The 17,795-nt window shown below is 41.8% G+C and carries 14 protein-coding genes and 1 pseudogene; 9 read left to right on the plus strand and 6 right to left on the minus strand.

The window, feature by feature from the left end:
* Window positions 1–34: 34 nt before the first annotated feature.
* The 5 genes from V7K50_RS01705 to V7K50_RS01725 all read right to left on the minus strand — a co-directional run bounded on the left by V7K50_RS01705 (window position 35) and on the right by V7K50_RS01725 (window position 7,126).
* Window positions 35–1,192, minus strand: coding sequence for a sulfate ABC transporter substrate-binding protein (locus V7K50_RS01705; RefSeq protein ID WP_334956657.1), 1,158 nt, complete (start codon window positions 1,190–1,192; stop codon window positions 35–37).
* 416 nt (window positions 1,193–1,608) lie between these two features.
* Window positions 1,609–1,839, minus strand: coding sequence for a hypothetical protein (locus V7K50_RS01710; protein WP_334956659.1), 231 nt, complete (start codon window positions 1,837–1,839; stop codon window positions 1,609–1,611).
* Between the two features lie 972 nt (window positions 1,840–2,811).
* Complete coding sequence (locus V7K50_RS01715; RefSeq protein ID WP_334956661.1) at window positions 2,812–4,065, minus strand: exonuclease SbcCD subunit D; 1,254 nt, start codon at window positions 4,063–4,065, stop codon at window positions 2,812–2,814.
* Between the two features lie 54 nt (window positions 4,066–4,119).
* Complete coding sequence (gene cysH, locus V7K50_RS01720; protein ID WP_334956663.1) at window positions 4,120–4,845, minus strand: phosphoadenosine phosphosulfate reductase; 726 nt, start codon at window positions 4,843–4,845, stop codon at window positions 4,120–4,122.
* A gap of 691 nt (window positions 4,846–5,536) precedes the next feature.
* Window positions 5,537–7,126 carry a DHA2 family efflux MFS transporter permease subunit gene (locus V7K50_RS01725; protein ID WP_334956665.1) on the minus strand — a complete coding sequence of 530 codons (1,590 nt, stop codon included), beginning with the start codon at window positions 7,124–7,126 and terminating at the stop codon, window positions 5,537–5,539.
* A gap of 286 nt (window positions 7,127–7,412) precedes the next feature.
* On the opposite strand from V7K50_RS01725, the gene V7K50_RS01730 reads away from it, so the two are divergent.
* Entirely contained in the window at window positions 7,413–8,006 is a 594-nt protein-coding gene (locus V7K50_RS01730; protein WP_334956667.1) for a TetR/AcrR family transcriptional regulator, read from the plus strand.
* A gap of 330 nt (window positions 8,007–8,336) precedes the next feature.
* Here the strand turns inward: V7K50_RS01730 and patD are convergent, their stop codons facing one another.
* Entirely contained in the window at window positions 8,337–8,690 is a 354-nt protein-coding gene (gene patD, locus V7K50_RS01735) for a heterocyst frequency control protein PatD (protein ID WP_334956669.1), read from the minus strand.
* A gap of 339 nt (window positions 8,691–9,029) precedes the next feature.
* Here patD and V7K50_RS01740 point away from each other — a divergent pair, with 339 nt between their 5' ends.
* The 8 genes and pseudogenes from V7K50_RS01740 to V7K50_RS01775 all read left to right on the plus strand — a co-directional run.
* Window positions 9,030–11,300, plus strand: coding sequence for a RelA/SpoT family protein (locus V7K50_RS01740; RefSeq protein WP_334956671.1), 2,271 nt, complete (start codon window positions 9,030–9,032; stop codon window positions 11,298–11,300).
* A gap of 405 nt (window positions 11,301–11,705) precedes the next feature.
* Window positions 11,706–12,305 carry a hypothetical protein gene (locus V7K50_RS01745; RefSeq protein ID WP_334956673.1) on the plus strand — a complete coding sequence of 200 codons (600 nt, stop codon included), beginning with the start codon at window positions 11,706–11,708 and terminating at the stop codon, window positions 12,303–12,305.
* A complete protein-coding gene (locus tag V7K50_RS01750; RefSeq protein ID WP_334956675.1) occupies window positions 12,202–12,834 on the plus strand; it encodes a type ISP restriction/modification enzyme in 633 nt (210 codons plus the stop codon). Before V7K50_RS01745 ends, V7K50_RS01750 begins: the two co-directional genes overlap by 104 nt.
* A gap of 795 nt (window positions 12,835–13,629) precedes the next feature.
* The gene (locus tag V7K50_RS01755; protein ID WP_334956677.1) at window positions 13,630–14,346 is read left to right on the plus strand and encodes a class I SAM-dependent methyltransferase; all 717 of its coding nucleotides are present in this window, start codon (window positions 13,630–13,632) and stop codon (window positions 14,344–14,346) included.
* A gap of 381 nt (window positions 14,347–14,727) precedes the next feature.
* Complete coding sequence (locus V7K50_RS01760) at window positions 14,728–15,807, plus strand: M4 family metallopeptidase (RefSeq protein ID WP_334956679.1); 1,080 nt, start codon at window positions 14,728–14,730, stop codon at window positions 15,805–15,807.
* 132 nt (window positions 15,808–15,939) lie between these two features.
* Complete coding sequence (locus V7K50_RS01765) at window positions 15,940–16,239, plus strand: protealysin inhibitor emfourin (protein ID WP_334956680.1); 300 nt, start codon at window positions 15,940–15,942, stop codon at window positions 16,237–16,239.
* Window positions 16,240–16,294: 55 nt separating this feature from the next.
* A complete protein-coding gene (locus V7K50_RS01770) occupies window positions 16,295–17,119 on the plus strand; it encodes an alpha/beta fold hydrolase (RefSeq protein ID WP_334956681.1) in 825 nt (274 codons plus the stop codon).
* Window positions 17,120–17,272: 153 nt separating this feature from the next.
* Window positions 17,273–17,710, plus strand: a pseudogene (locus V7K50_RS01775) (DUF4437 domain-containing protein); the annotation flags it as partial.
* Window positions 17,711–17,795 lie beyond the last annotated feature (85 nt).

The following is a 17,795-nucleotide window of genomic DNA, read 5'->3' on the forward strand; positions in this document are numbered from 1 at the left end:
CTGCAAGTAGAGAATGCTGCATGAAAAATAAATATCATGCTTTGTTTGCAGCTTGCACTTTGTCAAAAATTGCTCCATCTCCAAAAAACTTTTTCTGAATAATATCCCAACCACCTAAATCTTGAGATGTAAATAAAGTTTTAATTGGCGGATGTTGGGAAGCTACTTCTTCGGTAACAGTGGGATTAACAGGACGATATTGTAATTTGGCAAATTCCCGTTGAGCTTCTGTTGAGTAAAGAAAATCAACAAACGCTTGTGCAACTTCTCTTGTACCGTGTTTATCAACGTTTTTATCAACTACCGCCACAGGATTATCAATGGAAATATTAACTTGTGGTACAATATAAGGCAACTTTGTCCCATTTTTACCCGCCAAAATCACCTCATTTTCGTAGTTGATTAAGACGTCTCCTTCACCTTTTTGGAAGAATAAATCGCTAGCCTCACGCGCATCTTTCGTTAAAGTAGGGGTATTTTTATAAACTTTAGTGACATAATCTAGCGCTGTAGCCTCATCACCGCCTGTTAGACTTACCGAACCCCAGAAAGCCAAGAATTCCCAGATAGCAATACCAGAAGTTTTTGGGTTAGCTGCAATTACTTTCACGCCATCTTTTGCTAAGTCTGCCCAAGTCTGGATGCCTTTGGGGTTGCCTTCACGAGTGACGATCGCAGCAACCGATCTACTAACAATACCACTTCTCGGTGCTTTGATTTCCCAACCTGATTTAATTAAACCCGCTTGCTGAATTTTACTGACATCTAAGGGAAGCGCTAAATGTACTATATCTGCTTCTTGCGAACCGTCAATTACACCAGTTGCTTGAGCTACAGAACCACCATAACTTTGCTCAAATGTGACGTTTTGGTTATGTTCTTGCTTCCACTTTGCCACAAATTTGGGAATTATCTGGTCATGAGCTGCTTTGGTGACGGAGAAAGAAACGAGTTTTAATTTGACATCATTTTTGCTAGCTGAACTGCTTTCAGAACAGGAGGCAACTGTTATACTGAAAAAAATACCTATTAGAAACAGACTCACAAAGCTTTGTAGAGTGCGTCCATTCAAGCCAATTTTAATTGTGTGTTTATACCAGAGTTGTATACTCTGTAAGGCTTTCATAATATAAGCCTGTATCCCTTCACTCAGGAATTGACTTAATTGTGTCGGTTGTTGCGACTCGCTCATCAGAATTCACCCCTAAATCTACGGTATTTCTAGACGGATACCGTAATAAAATAATTATAGGGTACATAGAATAATATTTATCATCTGGGTTAAATTTTTTTTACTAATTGAGCAATTTATGATTAAAAGTGGCAAAGAAATCTGATTTTCCAAGGCATTTCAAAAAACGGGTTTTTTCTGCTGGAAAGCGAAAAAATCCGATCCTATCAATGCATAATTTTTACTATAAGTATGTGATGATTAATACAAAAAATCTTATAGGCTCGACTTTTTGAGCCAGTCAAGCTGTTTTTAAATTAGAGTAGCCGCACTACAGCATCTTGAATATCATATTTAGCGATCGCGCTCATACTGATGTAGCAACTGGTTGTCAGATATTGACTCTATTGATATAATAGATAATCAGGCGATAAGATTTAAGTACTCACCAACTGAGTCACGCGCTTCAATATACGTACCACGTTGTACAATTCATTTCCAGGGTTTCGCATCAAAAAACCCTTTGATAAAGCATAACCCGGTGAATTTTCTTTCACTAATTTTACGAAAATAAACTCGCTTCCCGTGGTAATCATACCAAAACTAGGTTTATCGTTATCCCGATTTCCCAACAGATAAGCAAGAATTTGAGCGAGTCCTTGTTCCACTGAAAAGGAAGCTCTTTTAGAGGGTGTTTGAAAAGTAATTGGTTGTGATTTTAGGAACTTATCGATCCCCCTTAACCCCCCTTAAAAAAGGGGGAAGAATCAAAGTCCCCCTTTTTAAGGGGGACTTAGGGGAATCTAGAACATTTTACTACCAAGAAGAGGACTTTTAAAACAACCTCTTAGACTCAATAATCATCACCCAAAATTGCTCTTTTAAAACTAAGGTATCTATTCTGCCTTTGATAATTACATCTTCATCTGGTACAGCAATATCTATAGATTCTTCTGATTTTACATAAAACGGAGCTAAATAAAAATCCCCAATAAATAAAAAGTAATGGGTCTAGAACTGCCATTCTAACTACATCTTCTAGTAAAGGCGGGTAATTCAGAAGATTTAAATAATCCGTTTTAACTTTATCTAAAGTTGTTTGTCTAAATCATTAATTTCTGGTAAATCTTCTTGTCATTCTTGAAATAATGAGTCATTCAAAACTAACTAAATGCCAAAGTTATCAATTAAATCGCGTAAGTCGATGACTTTTGCTTGGATTGTTTGCGTCATAGATTTTGGAGAGTGGAAAATAGGGCTTACAGAAAATACCTCTAAAACTCTGATTTCTCCGTGCCCTCCGCGCCTCTGCGGTTCGTTATTCCATAATAAACCTTATAGCGGTTCCCATTCAGATGCGGTACAAGATTATATCGCAAGGTGTAAGGGCACGGCAGTGCCGTGCCCCTACGGGTGTACCTCACGTAAACGAGAACCGCTATATCTAAGTTGAAAACTGTAGTTTTCGCCCTCACCCTAAATCCCTCTCCCAAGCTTGGGAGAGGGACTTTGAAATTCCCTCACCTTATCCCAAATTTGGGATAAGGGGTTGGGGGATGAGGGCAAATCCTTTTCATCACCAAAGAACTACAGGTTTCAAAATAGACGTGGTTTAAGTGTTAATTATGAATTATTTTATCCTATTCATTAGTTGCTGCTTCTAGCCAAACTTCCACATCATTTGTTAGCAACTTCTGGGCTGCATCCATCATTGATGTTGCTATATCTTTGAGGTCTTCACGATTGTTTAAGTAAGTTTTCAACGCTTCCATTGGGTCGATGCTGCTACTCGCGCTCAATTCAGGAATGCGAGGCCTGGCTAATTGACTTACTAATTCTGCTTGAATGGTGTAGGTATGAGCGAGATTTAAAGCAGTATGTAGAGAGGAACTGTCAATTAAATCCATCTGTTCAGAGCGGAGTTTATAAATTAGCCGCACTACAGCATCTTCAATATCATACTTTGCGATCGCCTTCATTAACACCCCTTGCGGATCATCTGCTTTCGATATATCCACCTCAATGGTGCGGAAAGTCCGAACTGTTAAAGGACAAAATTCCCATTCAGCACTTCCCCGTTCCAATTCCAGCATCACATAGCCTTTGTCTTCTTTTTCTTCACTAAAATCTACCCGTTCAATACTCCCTGGATAAATTACCGGCGGATTGTTAGATTTATTCAGATTTTGGTGGCGGTGGACGTGTCCCAATGCTACATAATCAAAACAAGGTCGTGTCAGCAAAGATAGGGGTAGAGTAAAGCCTTTACCTACTGCCAAAAAGCGTTCTGCCCCCAAAGTAGCATTGTCAGCCATCAAGTGAGCCAGAAGAATAGTAGGCACATCGGGGTCAAGACGACGAATTTCCCCTTCTATAACAACTCGCAGACGTTCCGTTAATAGTTGGTTGACTTCCGCCAAAGACGAACCTTCAGTCTCTTGGCGAGTCATCAGAGTCGAACGAGTCAGCCAAGGGAGGGTAATTACTTGGACTTTGCCGTTGCGGGTTTGAATGCAGTGCGTAGTTAATGTATCACCCACAACAAATCCTGGTACTCCCAAGGTGCGGTAAATATTTAAACTCGCTCCTCCCTGTCCTTGGGAATGTTGGTCATGGTTCCCCACCAACAGCACTGTTGGAATATTAGCATCCATCAAACGGCGAAATTGGCTGGCAAAAGCTTGCTGTACATAAGGCGGTGGTGTAGCATCCGGGAAAGCATCACCACCAAATATCACCATATCTACAGTATCTGCGATCGCTCGGTCAATACATATAGAGAGAGTATTGACAAAATCCTCCAACCGTGTATTTAATCCAGTCGCGGGATTAATTCGTCCGTGGGAGAAGCCACTTCCCATGTGGATGTCGGAGAGATGGAGGATTTTAATCATATTTGCCCTTTGTCCTTTGTCTAATACTAATGACAAATGACTAATGAGCAATAACTAAATATGAATTCCACATTCTGTTTTATCACTTCCCCGCCAGCGTCCGGCGCGTTCGTCTTCGCCTTGGCCTACTTTAGTGGTGATAGGTTCGTCGCCGATACTGGGATAACCTTTGTCGTGTAGAGGGTTGTAAATGACTCCATGTTCAGCCACGTATACCCAACTGTCTTGGCGTGTCCAGGCAGCTATAGGATTTACTTTCAGCCGACCTTTACCATCTAATTCAAATATGGGCATATTTGCACGGGTTACTGCTTGGTCACGGCGGCGTCCGGTAATCCAAGCGACGCTGTTGAGTTCGTCTAGACCCCGTAGCAGTGGTTCAATTTTTGTAATGTGATGGAATTGGGCAATATCCTTGTCCCAGAGTTTATCGCCATATTTCGCTTCAAAGGCTTCACGGGTGTCTACGTCTGGAGTTTTGAAGGTTTGCAAATCCAGATTGTAGATTTCTTTGGCTTTGGCTACTAATTCTAGGCTTTCGGCAAAGTGGTGCAAGGTGTCGAGAAATATTACAGGAACGGGATGCTTCAGTTCACTGTAAAGAATATGGGTAATTATCATGTCATCCACGTTAAAGGCGCTTGTTTGCACCAGTTCCGTTGGGATATTCTCTATAGACCATGCCAGGATGTCTTTAGGAGTGGCAGTTTCAAATTGTTCATTTAGTTGCTCTAAGTCAAAAGCGATCGCTTGGTTTCTAGATGCCGTGGATACTGTCATGATAATCTTCTATTCAAATATTTTTACCTTGATTAATACTGATCTTACTCGATAAAGGCGCGTATTCCGCTCGGATATAAGGTAATCATTTTGTTCGGAAATTACTACATTATGTTATGGGCATTGGGCATTGTTCTATTTTTAATATTTAATCTTTAGTCAAAACTAATACATACGTATAAATTACAGTGTTTATTAAGAAAATTTACGGCATTTTAAGTTTTACAGTGCTTTTATAGATATATATACTGATTTTGATATGGTTAAGGAACTATTAATAAAAAGGATTTTACTTAAATGAACGATTCCAAACTGCCCAATGCTTTAGGACAATCTATGATTATGGGCGCTTTGATGATCTTAACCAGCGTTGGGATTATTACAATCATGAACTTTTTCTAAGATCAATATTTCTAATTTCAGCAATAAAACTTCACATAGCCCTGCTTAAAACTGAGCGGGGCTTTTACTTTTCTGATGCACATATATCAGTGCATATTAAGCCTCTTCTGTAACTTTCGACAGAGAATAATTTTTAAGACGTGTTTTTACGTAGGGCTTGCCATCAGAGAAATTCAAATAGGGATGCGATCGCTATAAACCTTACCCTAGTAATGAAGAGTTTGTAGTAAGCACTGAAGTGCTTAGAAAATAAGGACTAAAGTCCTTACTACGAACTTGCTTACTTTAATTAGTGACCGACTGGCGCTTTCACTCCGGCACCGCCTTTGCCCAGGAATAATAACAGGGGTAATGAACAAAGAAACCCTATGCCTACGACTCGAAAGCAATCTGCGTAAGACAAAACAGCAGCCTGAGTGTCTACTGTTTGACTTAATAAAGCGAGTGCTTGTTGTTGCGCTGTTGCCGCATCCATGCCTTGGCCTTGAAGTGCCCCATTGAGCAAGTCGAGACGCTGATTGGTTTCTGGGTCATAAGGACTAAGTTTTGCTAACAGGATATCTCGATGAAAAGTCTGTCTGCGGTCAAGCAGAGTTGTAAGTAGGGCAATACCGATACTGCCACCTAGTTGTCGAGTCAGGTTGTAGAAACCAGAACCGGCAGAAATATCTTTTTTGGGTAGCGGCCCTAAAACTGCCAAACTCAAAGGGAGAAACATAAATACAGTAAAAGCTCCGCGCCATACCAATGGCCAAAATAAATCGTCTGTCCCGCTTTGTGGGGTAATTGCTGCTAATTGAAACATGACTCCAGATGAGCCGACAGCACCGATCGCAATTAAAAATCGGGCATCAACTATACTAGTTAGCTTGCCTAATAAAACCATCCCGATGGCAGACGCTAAAGCCCCAGGTGCTAATAATAGTCCTGTTTGTGTTGCCGTAAATTGCAGTACGCTTTGAGCAAATATCGGTACAGCAAAAAGTGCGCCATAAAGCCCCATACCCACCACTGCTGAGAGAACGCTTCCCGCAGCTAAAGAACGGTGACGCAAAACTCTTAAATCTACAGCTGGGTGATCTGTTTTCAGTTCTCGCCAAATAAACAACCCCAAGCCCATAATACCGAGAATAGTCAGAGTGACAATGAAACTGGAGGAAAACCAGTCGTCTGTTTCCCCTTCTTCTAATACAGTTTGTATGCTACCCACAGCCACAATTAAAAACCCAATTCCCCACCAATCAACAGCTTGATTCTTTGTCTCACTCTTTTCCTTATTCTTTGGCAAAAACGCCAAAGACATGGCGACTGCAATGATCCCAAAGGGAATGTTGACAAAGAAAATCCAGCGCCAGCCTAAACCATCTACTAAGAATCCTCCTAAGGTTGGGCCAATTGCTGGCCCAGCTATCACACCCACACCAAAAACTGCTTGAGCCAAACCTTGTTCAGCTGGGGGAAAAGTCTCGAACAAAATCGCCTGGGCTTTCGCTAGCAAACCGCCACCGCATAAACCTTGGAGAATTCGAGCTACGATCAACATCGGCAGATTGAAGGATAGCCCACATAAAATAGAGGAAATCGTAAAACCAACCAGCGAGAAGATAAAGTAGGTTTTACGCCCAAAGTAATCTCCCAACCATGCAGATAAGGGAATTAAGACGACGTTAGCGATCGCATATCCGCTAACTACCCAACCCACTTCACTGATAGTCGCACCCAAACTAGCCTGAATATCAGTGAGAGCTACGTTAACAATACTAGTATCAATTACTTCTAAGATTGCACCAAGAGAAGCCGTAAAAGCGATCGCCCACTTCAATGGGCCTTGGACATAACCGAATTGGTCAATACTAGAAGGTTTAATGTTGGTAGCCATTATTTAGCACAAGTAATATTTGGGAGATGTCAAGCAATGCCTTGGTTGTCCAAAGCTAAAATTAAGTATTGTATATATACGCTACGGTAGCGTATCATATAAAAACGGTCAAGAGAGTTTTCAACAAAAAGTAGCAGAAATACCTATGCTAAAGATGGATAGTCATTGCTGCTGTTTTAGTGCATGGGAAATGAGTTCGGCACTGATTTATTCCCCATGTGGTATGTTCTATGCCCAAACTTAGAAGCAAATGGCCAAGAAGATATTGCTTGGGGATGATATTTTTATGAGTAAGCAAATTAACGCACCCTCTGGACGGCCACGCAGCATCCAGGCCGATCAAGCTATTCTGCAAGCGACTTTGGATTTGCTTGCAGAGGTAGGATATGAAAGCATGAGTATAGAAGCGATCGCTTCCCGTGCTGGAGTTGGTAAAACCACGATCTATCGGCGTTACACATCCAAAGAAGAACTAGTTGCAGATGCAATAGAAAGTTTGAGGGAAGAATTACCGATCCCCGACACAGGTAGCTTTTGGGGAGACATGGATATCTTGATCAATAATGCCGCCAAAAAAATAGATAGTCCCCTTGGTCGTCAGACACTCGCCCTGATAATTAGTACAGCGTCTAGCAATCCTCAGTTTGCCGAGGTTTACTGGACAAAATATACCAAACTTCGACGTGAAGCCTTGTCTAAAGTACTTAAGCGTGCCAAGTCTAGAAGTGAAATTCACCAGGATGCCGACATTGAGCTAATTATCGACCTTTTAAGTGGGTCACTGTACTACGCACTTATTTTTAAACCCATCACCGAGCCAGTAGAAGCGTATATGCGTCGCACAATGAATCTTCTCCTCAAAGGTATTAGTGCTGGTTGAAAGGGAATGGGGAATGAGGGAAGAATTCTTAAAAACTTCTAACTCCCCAGTCCCCAATCCCTAGGGACTGTTTTCAAACTCGAAGATCCCCCCTAACCCCCCTTAAAAAGGGGGGAAAAGAAACTCTAAAAGCCCCCTTTTTAAGGGGGGTTGGGGGGATCTCCAAAGACTCAGTGCTTCAAGAAAGGTTTGAAAACACGCCCCAATCCCCAATCCCTAGTCCCCAATCCCTAGTCCCCAGTCCCCAATTCCAACTTGTTATCAAAATAACTTTCCATTATAGTTCATAAATGAGATGATGGAGGAATTAGAGAAAAAGGTGGACAATTGTTATTTTTCTCCTTCCGCTTCTGGTTGCAGAATAGCATCACAGTATTGAATGAGGGTTGTCAAGCGATCGCAAATCGTCTGAAGTCTCGTTTGTGCAGTAGATGCTTGCCGCGCTCCTTGCAAAAACATCACATCTATTGCCAACAGGCGCAATTGCTTGCTCATCTCCGTTTGATAAGACTGCACTCGCCAGTTTTCATCAGCCAAAGGCACAATCTCTTGCCCAAAAAATTGCTGCAACGAGGCTACACTCTGCCGCAGTTCGAGCGCAACGATTTGGGTAGTAGTGGCATCGGAGCGTAATTGCTCTAATAAGGTTACGAATGCCACATATTTCTCAGGGTTTAAAGACATCCAGTGCTAGTTAAGATAGTATTAATGTCAAGATTAATGTCAAGTAATTTTTCTTCTACAATAAACTTCTCTTTTAGACTTATCACCATTAAAAGCCTCAAATTCTAGTTTGAGGCTTAGTTTGCTATCAATGCATTCTCTTTCTTTATGATCCTTGAAGCTTCAAACCGGATGATTACCAGACGCTCCTGCATCGCTAACGTTGCACTATCGGTAATTGGATAATCATCCTCACACTGCTTTTTCTACCCTTCTCTGGGCGATAGCATCTTTTCAGGGTGATGCTGTCAGTTTTATTTATCTTTCACTTATCTACCGATCCTATCCAAACCCAATTGTATGAGCAGTCTAGCAATAAATTCATCAGTTGATCTTGCCATTCCCGAATGGTTAAAAAAATGTTTGAAGGAGGCATCCACAAGTAGCGGTGTAGCTGAAGATGACCGAAGACATAGCGATACAGTCTTAATTGGTCGAGCATTTGAATTTGCTTACCAACTCCATCAAGGTCAATACCGCAAATCGGGAGAAGCATACATTGCTCATCCCATCGCTGTAGCCGACTTGCTGCGTGACTTGGGAGGCAGTGCTGCTATGATAGCAGCTGGATTTCTCCATGATGTAGTTGAAGATACAGAAGTTACAAGTCAAGAAATAGAAGAACGCTTTGGCCCAGAAGTGCGGCAATTGGTGGAAGGTGTCACCAAGCTTTCTAAAATTAATTTCACCAGCAAAACCGAAAGCCAAGCCGAAAATTTCCGGCGGATGTTTTTGGCAATGGCGCAAGATATTCGAGTCATTGTGGTGAAATTGGCAGATCGTTTGCATAATATGCGAACTTTACAATATATGTCAGAGGCCAGCCGCCGCCGCAGTGCCCAAGAAACGCGAGATATTTTCGCGCCCTTAGCTAATCGCTTGGGGATTTGGCGGATTAAATGGGAACTGGAAGATTTGGCTTTTAAGTATTTGGAACCGGAAGCCTTTCGCCAAATGCAGGAGTACGTTTCTGAAAAACGGACAGCGCGAGAAGAGAAATTAGCCAAAGCTACAGACATTTTGCGAGAACGTTTGCAGCAAACCGGCATCCACTTTCAAGATATCAGTGGCCGTCCCAAGCACCTTTATAGCATTTATCAAAAAATGCATCGGCAGCAAAAGGAATTTCATGAAATTTACGATTTGGCAGCGCTGCGGATTATTGTTCAAACCAATCAGGATTGCTATCGGGCGTTGGCGGTGGTTCATGATGCTTTTCGCCCAATTCCTGGGAGATTTAAGGACTACATTGGACTGCCCAAGCCTAACCGTTACCAGTCGTTGCACACTGGGGTAATTGGCTTAACTGGCCGTCCTTTAGAGGTGCAAATTCGGACAATCGAAATGCATCACATCGCCGAGTATGGGATTGCCGCCCATTGGAAGTACAAAGAAACAGGTGGTTCTAGTATTAGCCATTTGACAGGGACGGATGACAAGTTTACTTGGCTGCGGCAGCTGCTGGAATGGCAAACTGATCTTAAGGATGCACAAGAATATCTTGACAGTGTAAAAGACAATTTATTTGAAGATGATGTCTATGTCTTCACCCCTAAGGGGGATGTTGTTCCTTTAAGTCCTGGTGCTACAACTATAGATTTTGCTTATCGCATTCATACCGAAGTGGGGAACCACTGTTCAGGGGCGCGGGTGAATGGGCGAATGGTACCACTGTCAACGCGGCTGCAAAATGGCGATATTGTAGAGGTTCTCACCCAAAAGAACTGCCATCCGAGTTTAGATTGGTTGAACTTTGTTAGGACTTCGGCGGCAAAATATCGAATAAAACAATGGTACAAGCGATCGCGCCGGGAAGAAAATGTCGCCCGTGGACGGGAGTTGTTAGAAAAAGAACTTGGTAAAACTGGTTTTGATAATTTACTGAAGTCGGATGCGATGCAAATTGTTGCCGAAAAGTGCAACTACCACAGTGTTGACGATTTACTCGCTGGTTTAGGTTACGGTGAAGTTACCTTGAACCTAGTGTTAAATCGTTGGCGAGAAGTAGCGAAGGGACAACAACCACCTTCTACTGTGTCGCCATTTATCCCCAAAGAACCAAGTACATCAAAAGCTTTACGAGATGCACCTCAAACTACTTCGCGCTCAACTGATTCGCCAATTTTTGGGGTGGAAGGGTTGGTGTATTATTTAGCTGGGTGTTGTACCCCGATTCCTGGCGAACCGATTATTGGTGTAGTGACGCGAGGTAGGGGGATTTCGATTCATCGCCAAGGCTGCAATAATCTTGAGTGTGTGGAGTATGAGCGCTTAGTACCAGTTAGATGGAACCCAGGTGCCGAAAATAGTGGTCGTCCGCACACCTACCCAGTGGATGTTCAAATCGAAGCCCTTGACCGCGTAGGGGTGCTAAAGGATATTTTGTCACGGTTGAGTGACCAAGGGATCAATGTCCGCCATGCCCAGGTGAAAACCTCTATTGGTCAACCTGCATTAATGGACTTAGGAATAGATATACGCGATCGCTCTCAATTAGAGCAAGTGTTCGTCCAAATTAAGAAAATGAGTGACATTTTGAATATCCGCCGCGTTGGTCAAATTGACGAGTAGATGAGCCTGCAAGGTGCGTTAACGCAGGGTAACGCACCAATTTAGGAGTCGAACCGCAGAGGCGCAGAGAAGCCAGTGCTTTGCGGGGGTTCCCCCCGTTGTAGCAACTGGCGCGGCACAGAGGAAGAGAGGAGGGAATAAATGCACCGTGTTATTGCTTAGATAAGTGTATTTTATTTGATAATTTAAAATCAACGACAGTATATTTTACATCCTTACTAGGCGCTGTCTGTTATCACCTTTGTTAAGACGTAATGTTATTTGGAAATTCACGTCTTTTTACGGAATATTTAACTTTAAACTTTATTCAATCTTCATATTTTAGTTCAGTAGATTACGCCTGTTAGTTACTACTAATTAAGGCTAGCTTGGACATACTTTAAAAGTATAAAATTTTGATAAAGTATGTCCAAACTTCTGGTTAGTCAATATCACACAGAAGTAGAAAGAATTATTCAATATGGCGGTTCACGTAAAGAAACTTCGATTCGGGTTGCATTTCAAAACTTAGTTAATGAATATTGCAAACCTAGAGAATTTAGGCTTATTCCCGAACTAGATTATAAAACACCTAGCGGCAAACTTGTTTATCCAGATGGCACTGTTAAAGATGCTTTGCGTTTGGATTGGGGTTACTGGGAAAGCAAAGATGAATATGATAATTTAGACCAAGAAATTGAGAAGAAACTCATCAAAGGCTACCCCGATAGCAACATTCTGTTTGAAGACTCGCAAACAGCAGTTTTAATTCAGGGTGGACAAGAAACTATGCGCGTCCCGATGAAAGATGCTGACGCGCTGGATGGAATAATTACATATTTTATAAATTATGTTCGCCCGGAAGTTAAGGATTTTCGTGAGGCGATTGAAATTTTTAAGGAAGATTTACCGGCTGTTTTAAATGCTTTGCGTAAGATTATCACTGTACCGCTACGACAAAGACGGGAACCGCATCGACAACATCACCGATTGGGGATTAGCACAATTTCAAACTCACTACGGTGATTCAACAATTACCAAATTAGATATTTTTAACTACACCTACGCCGTCTTGCACAATCCTGCCTATCGCACCAAATACGAAATTAATCTGAAACGAGAATTTCCGCGCATACCCTTCTATGATGACTTTCACAAATGGGTTAACTGGGGTAAACAGTTGATGGATTTGCACATCAATTATGAAACTGTCCAACCCTATCCTTTAAAACGAATTGATTTACCTTTCGCTACAAATAGGATACCAAAGGCAAAACTCAAAGCCGATGCAGCCAATGGAACCATTATTTTAGATGATGTCACAACTTTAGAAGGTTTTCCCAAAATTGCTTGGGAATATCGTCTTGGCAACCGTTGTGCTTTAGAATGGATATTAGATCAATACAAAGAAAAGAAACCTAAAGATCCGACAATTGCGGAAAAATTCAATACATATCGCTTTGCAGATTACAAAGAACAGGTAATAGATTTACTACAAAGAGTCTGCACCGTGAGTGTGGAAACAATGCAGATTATTCAACAAATTGAGGTGTAATCGATTCGTTATTTTTCGGGAACAGACTAATCAATGTGCTTGACACTCCTCGCGCCTATTGGCACGAGGATTCTTGAATCAATGAGATCACTTAACTTGGAGTCCTTGCGTCATCCGAGCCAGAGGTGAGGCTCTCCTCAAGCGTTACTTCGGGTATGCCCTACCCTAGTTGCATTAATGAGGCAGTGCGTTGGGCGGCTATGCCGACTTGAAGCAACTGCCGTGCAAGTCCTGTTTAGTTTGAAACTATTTGTTTCAAAATTCTGAGTCGTGTTTCGACTTCGCTCAACACAAGTCTAGCTCCTATAAATATTTTACCTACTGCTAGGAGGAAACTAGAATAATGCAGTAGAACCGCATAGATGAGGCAGTGCGGTCTTGGGGTTTCCCCAAGTAGAGCAACTGCCGTTCAATTATCAAGGTTCAGCGCTTTGTCTTTCGACGGCTAGGTTTTTTAAGTGGTTGATTAGCTTTCCACTACAATTAGTATAGCAGCATCTTAGTACACTAATGAATTAAAAGCATTGCGTGAAGCACGTAGCTCTAAACACAATTTTTCGGTAAACCCGGATTTCTCACCAAATTTATGAAACCCAAATCCAGAGGCTGTAGGGGCGGGTTCACAAATATGCTTCAATCATTCACGAATATCTCGTGAACCCGCCCCTACAGCCTACCGTTTTGTGAGAAATGCGGGTAATCAATGTGCGTAAAGCCTGATTGACAGCTTCTCCATATACTTCGGTCATAATGGATGATTAATATTGATTAGTGTGTCTATTACTTCCAATCCCCATGCAAAATGTATTTCCTGGTGAGGTATTCGCCAATACTGCTGATTTTGACAATGGTATTCGTCAAGTGTTACCGCGATACGATGAGATGCTGGAGGCAATTGCCCGTTGTCTACCTTCCACAAGTCGGCGGATTTTAGAATTAGGCTGTGGTACAGGCGAACTTAGTCTCAAGATACTCAATCGGTGTCCAGATGCCCAAGTCATTGCTCTAGATTACTCACCTCGAATGGTGCAATTTGCCCAAGATAAAATCACAGCAGCTGGATATCAACAACGCTGGACTGGTATAGAAGCAGATTTTGGCGACTGGGCAAATAATCCAGAGAAGTTCAATATTGGTAGCGAATTTGATGCTTGTGTCTCATCCTTAGCAATTCACCATCTTCAAGATGAGATCAAATTAAAGTTATTTGAGCGAATTGCTACTAGCCTCACTCAATACGGCTGTTTTTGGAATGCAGATCCTACTTTACCAGAATCACCAGTCTTGGCAGAAGTTTACAAGGCGGCACGAGAGGAATGGTTAGTTCAACAGGGAATTAATTTGACGGAAATTAGCGCTAAACGTGGTACCAGCACCACCCAAGGTTACTCTAGTCAAGACCAGCTAGCTTGTTTAGATACTCATTTACAAATGTTGAGCAAAGCTAGATTTAAAACAATTGCAGTACCTTGGAAATATTATGGTCTGGCGGTGTTTGGTGGCTGGCTATGAAAATTTTAGATTTTGGATATTCGCCCGTCTCCAATGGGTATTTATCGGATTAGCAGCCTGATAGTAACAAAACAGTAATAAATAACATTATTTCTTTTGATAAGAACTAATATGTAAACGCATTAGGTCTGTAAAGGAGGTATTGCTAACTCACGCAAGGGTTTTGGCTGAAATTTACGGTAATTAAGCTTGCTTTGTGTTTTTAGGCAATATTTCCACATCAGAAGTACCCCGTGAGGGTATTACCAATCCTCCACAGATTTATCCGAAAATACAGAGTAGAAAATTTTTTTCAGAAAACAAACCACGGACACGCGGTTTGGATTCGTTTTTTTGATCCTTTATTTGCCATCATTTAGTTTCAAAAGGAGAATATCTTGGATGGCTCGAAATAAAAAGAAATCATCTGGGTTCAAGCATGAGCGATCGCTAGACTCTAGATGCCCTATTTGTTGTATTATCCCACCCCATATACTTAAAAATGTCGTGGTGAATGGCAATCCCCAGCAGCGTACTTGGGCTTTTCATACATTAAATATTTCGGCGCAATTCCTGGGACGAAGAAACATTGTAGGTAATATCTCTTTTGCGCCTTCTCCCGGTGAAAAGCGCCGCACGATCTACGATGCCAAAAATGGCCAGCAACTCCCTGGTACGCTGGTGCGTAGTGAGGGTGGGCCACCTAGCAGTGATCCAGCAGTGAATGAAGCCTACGATGCGGCTGGTGCTACTTATGACTTGTTTCATGAGATATTCGATCGCAATTCCGTTGATGACAAAGGGCTGCGTTTAGACTCCACCGTGCATTATGGCGTTAAATATGACAATGCCTTTTGGAACGGCGACCAAATGGTTTATGGTGATGGCGATGCCGAACTGTTTCAACGCTTCACAAAGTCAATTGATGTCATTGGGCATGAACTAACTCATGGTATAACCCAGTATCAAGCGGCTTTACAATATTATGGCGAACCTGGGGCACTGAATGAGTCGTTTTCTGATGTCTTCGGTTCCTTAGTGAAACAAAAGACCAAAAATCAGACTGCACAAGAAGCAGACTGGCTGATCGGTCAAGGTCTTTTGGTACCGACTATCAAAGGTGTTGCCCTCCGCTCCATGAAAGCACCAGGAACAGCATACAATGATCCAATATTGGGTAAAGATCCCCAACCATGTCATATAAAGGATAAATATACTGGTACTGATGATAACGGCGGGGTGCATATCAACTCAGGAATCCCTAACTATGCCTTTTATCTAGCGGCTGTTGAGATTGGTGGCTATGCTTGGGAAACAGTTGGTAAAATCTGGTATATAGCTTTACGCGATCGCTTGAATGCCAAAGCGGATTTTAAAAAAGCTGCCAGTGTCACCATTCAAATTGCTGGCGAACTCTACGGTAATGGCAGTAATGAACAAAAAGCTGTGCAGAATGCTTGGCAAAAGGTAGGAGTTGTTTAGAGACGCGATTAATCGCGTCTCTACAGGAGTATTGAGTTAAACTGGGATGTGATAACTATCATCTCCCAGTCTTTGTATTTATCCCAACTATTTGTATTTATCCCAACTAAATAACACAACGGAGAGCCAAAAATGCGAGTATCATTTGAACGCACAGGCGGTTTTGCTGGGATCAGCAAGAAAACAACCGTTGATACAGACACTCTCCCGCCAAATGAAGCCAGCACACTTGTCCGACTGGTGGAAGTTGCTGATTTATTTAGGCTACCGGAACTAATTACTTCGCTAAATCAAGAGAGCGATCGCTTTCAATATAAATTAACAGTAGAAGATAACGGTAAACAACATACGGTGACTGTCAGCGAATCAGCATTGCCAGGAACCTTAAGACCTCTGATTGAATGGTTACAAACTGTAGCACAGAAAAGGTAATTTGCTGAAGAAGTTCAACAAAGGCTGATATAAATTTTAAGTTTATCAGGGTACTATGAACAAAGGAATCAAGCGGGCTTTTTTAGACACTGAAGATGGACAGATTCTTTATCGTATCGGTGGCGAAGGAGAGCCTTTATTATTATTGCATCAAAATCCTAGAAGCAGTGATGAATTTCTTGAGTTAATGCCTATTTTAGCTCAGAGAAGGCGTGTGATTGCGATGGACTTTTTGGGATTAGGTGATTCTGATAAACCTCCAAGAATGTACTCCACCGAAGATTATGCTAAAACTGTCATTGCCCTCTTGGAAGAATTAGGTATTTCAAGGACAAGCATCTTGGGAAACCATACTGGTGCATTTGTGGCAGGAGAAGTGGCAGCAGCATATCCTGAAAAAGTAGATAAACTTATATTATGTAATGCTTTTGGCTTCGATGAGGAAGGGAAAGAAGCCCTCTTAAAGAGATTTTTTGACGGTTTCAAAATAAAAGCAGATGGCTCCCACCTCATGGAAAGATGGTCAGCCCGCGCCCAATATGTAGGTTCTCCAGAATTAAATCAACGTTGGGTTTTAGACGATTTCAAAAGCTTTGGCTATCCTTTATACGCTATTTGGGCTGTACAAAACTACTGTCTGAACGCGCCAAAAAGATTTCAATTAATCAAGTCTCCTACCTTGATTCTATGGGGAACTGAGGATATGAAAACCTTTGACAAACTTGGTTTAGCCAAGGTAGAAAATAGATATTTTGTTTCTAAAAAAATTCCTCATAGCAAGGTGGTTGAAATTGAAGGGGGGACAATCTGTATGATGAACCAATTGCCTGAAGAAATATCGCAGATAGTAATGGATTTTCTAGATAATACACTTGTTTAAAATGGTAAAGAGTAAGTTGTCAAAAAAATCTATTAATAAAAAATATGAGCTTATTATATCAGCATTAAAAATTAATTTACATTGTTGTAAAGATGCTTTACTGTGTTAGTTCCCCATACGATTTTAAGATTGCCTGTGTGAGTTATAAACAACATGGAAAATAAAGAAAATTCTGCACGCGAACAAGAGGCTGACGACTTTTTGCATATAGCATCTGTAAAAGAGGATTGGGGTGGAGACGGTAGAGGGCGCATGAACCTATCAGGAAGGCGCACCGCGATCGCTAAAGAATACCTACCTCGTCAGTACCAATTCTTTGACACGAATACTGTACTAGAAAAGCAAGGGTGGGGAGTTAGTGGACTGCCAGAGAATGTAGTAGCTGGAAGCCGTCGATTACTTACTTGGCATGACAGTGGTGCATCAACTTCAAGAGTTGTAATACCACGGCAATTTGAAGCACCGTCTGGCTTTTTTACTTCTGATTTGGAGATTTTCGTGCTTAGGGGTGCAATCCAAGTGGGAGAGTGGCAGTTAAGCAAGCATGGCTACTCTTTTATCCCCGCAGGAGTGAGAGTAGGCCAGGGCAAACGCATCTAAATATTGAGAGCCTGAATCAGGGTGAAATACACCAAGACTCAAACTACATAAAGCTTTGAGGAAATGAAATCTCACT

This window comes from Nostoc sp., assembly GCF_036917135.1.
Taxonomy (GTDB): Bacteria; Cyanobacteriota; Cyanobacteriia; order Cyanobacteriales; family Nostocaceae; genus Nostoc.

Excerpts from the sequence above, each read along its gene's own strand:
- V7K50_RS01740 (WP_334956671.1), top strand. The coding sequence starts at position 9,030 with ATGAGCAGTCTAGCAATAAATTCATCAGTTGATCTTGCCATTCCCGAA.
- V7K50_RS01745 (WP_334956673.1), top strand. The coding sequence starts at position 11,706 with ATGTCCAAACTTCTGGTTAGTCAATATCACACAGAAGTAGAAAGAATT.
- V7K50_RS01765 (WP_334956680.1), top strand. The coding sequence starts at position 15,940 with ATGCGAGTATCATTTGAACGCACAGGCGGTTTTGCTGGGATCAGCAAG.
- V7K50_RS01715 (WP_334956661.1), bottom strand. The coding sequence starts at position 4,065 with ATGATTAAAATCCTCCATCTCTCCGACATCCACATGGGAAGTGGCTTC.
- patD (WP_334956669.1), bottom strand. The coding sequence starts at position 8,690 with ATGTCTTTAAACCCTGAGAAATATGTGGCATTCGTAACCTTATTAGAG.
- V7K50_RS01755 (WP_334956677.1), top strand. The coding sequence starts at position 13,630 with ATGCAAAATGTATTTCCTGGTGAGGTATTCGCCAATACTGCTGATTTT.
- V7K50_RS01725 (WP_334956665.1), bottom strand. The coding sequence starts at position 7,126 with ATGGCTACCAACATTAAACCTTCTAGTATTGACCAATTCGGTTATGTC.
- V7K50_RS01770 (WP_334956681.1), top strand. The coding sequence starts at position 16,295 with ATGAACAAAGGAATCAAGCGGGCTTTTTTAGACACTGAAGATGGACAG.
- V7K50_RS01705 (WP_334956657.1), bottom strand. The coding sequence starts at position 1,192 with ATGAGCGAGTCGCAACAACCGACACAATTAAGTCAATTCCTGAGTGAA.
- V7K50_RS01750 (WP_334956675.1), top strand. The coding sequence starts at position 12,202 with ATGCTTTGCGTAAGATTATCACTGTACCGCTACGACAAAGACGGGAAC.
- cysH (WP_334956663.1), bottom strand. The coding sequence starts at position 4,845 with ATGACAGTATCCACGGCATCTAGAAACCAAGCGATCGCTTTTGACTTA.
- V7K50_RS01760 (WP_334956679.1), top strand. The coding sequence starts at position 14,728 with ATGGCTCGAAATAAAAAGAAATCATCTGGGTTCAAGCATGAGCGATCG.
- V7K50_RS01730 (WP_334956667.1), top strand. The coding sequence starts at position 7,413 with ATGAGTAAGCAAATTAACGCACCCTCTGGACGGCCACGCAGCATCCAG.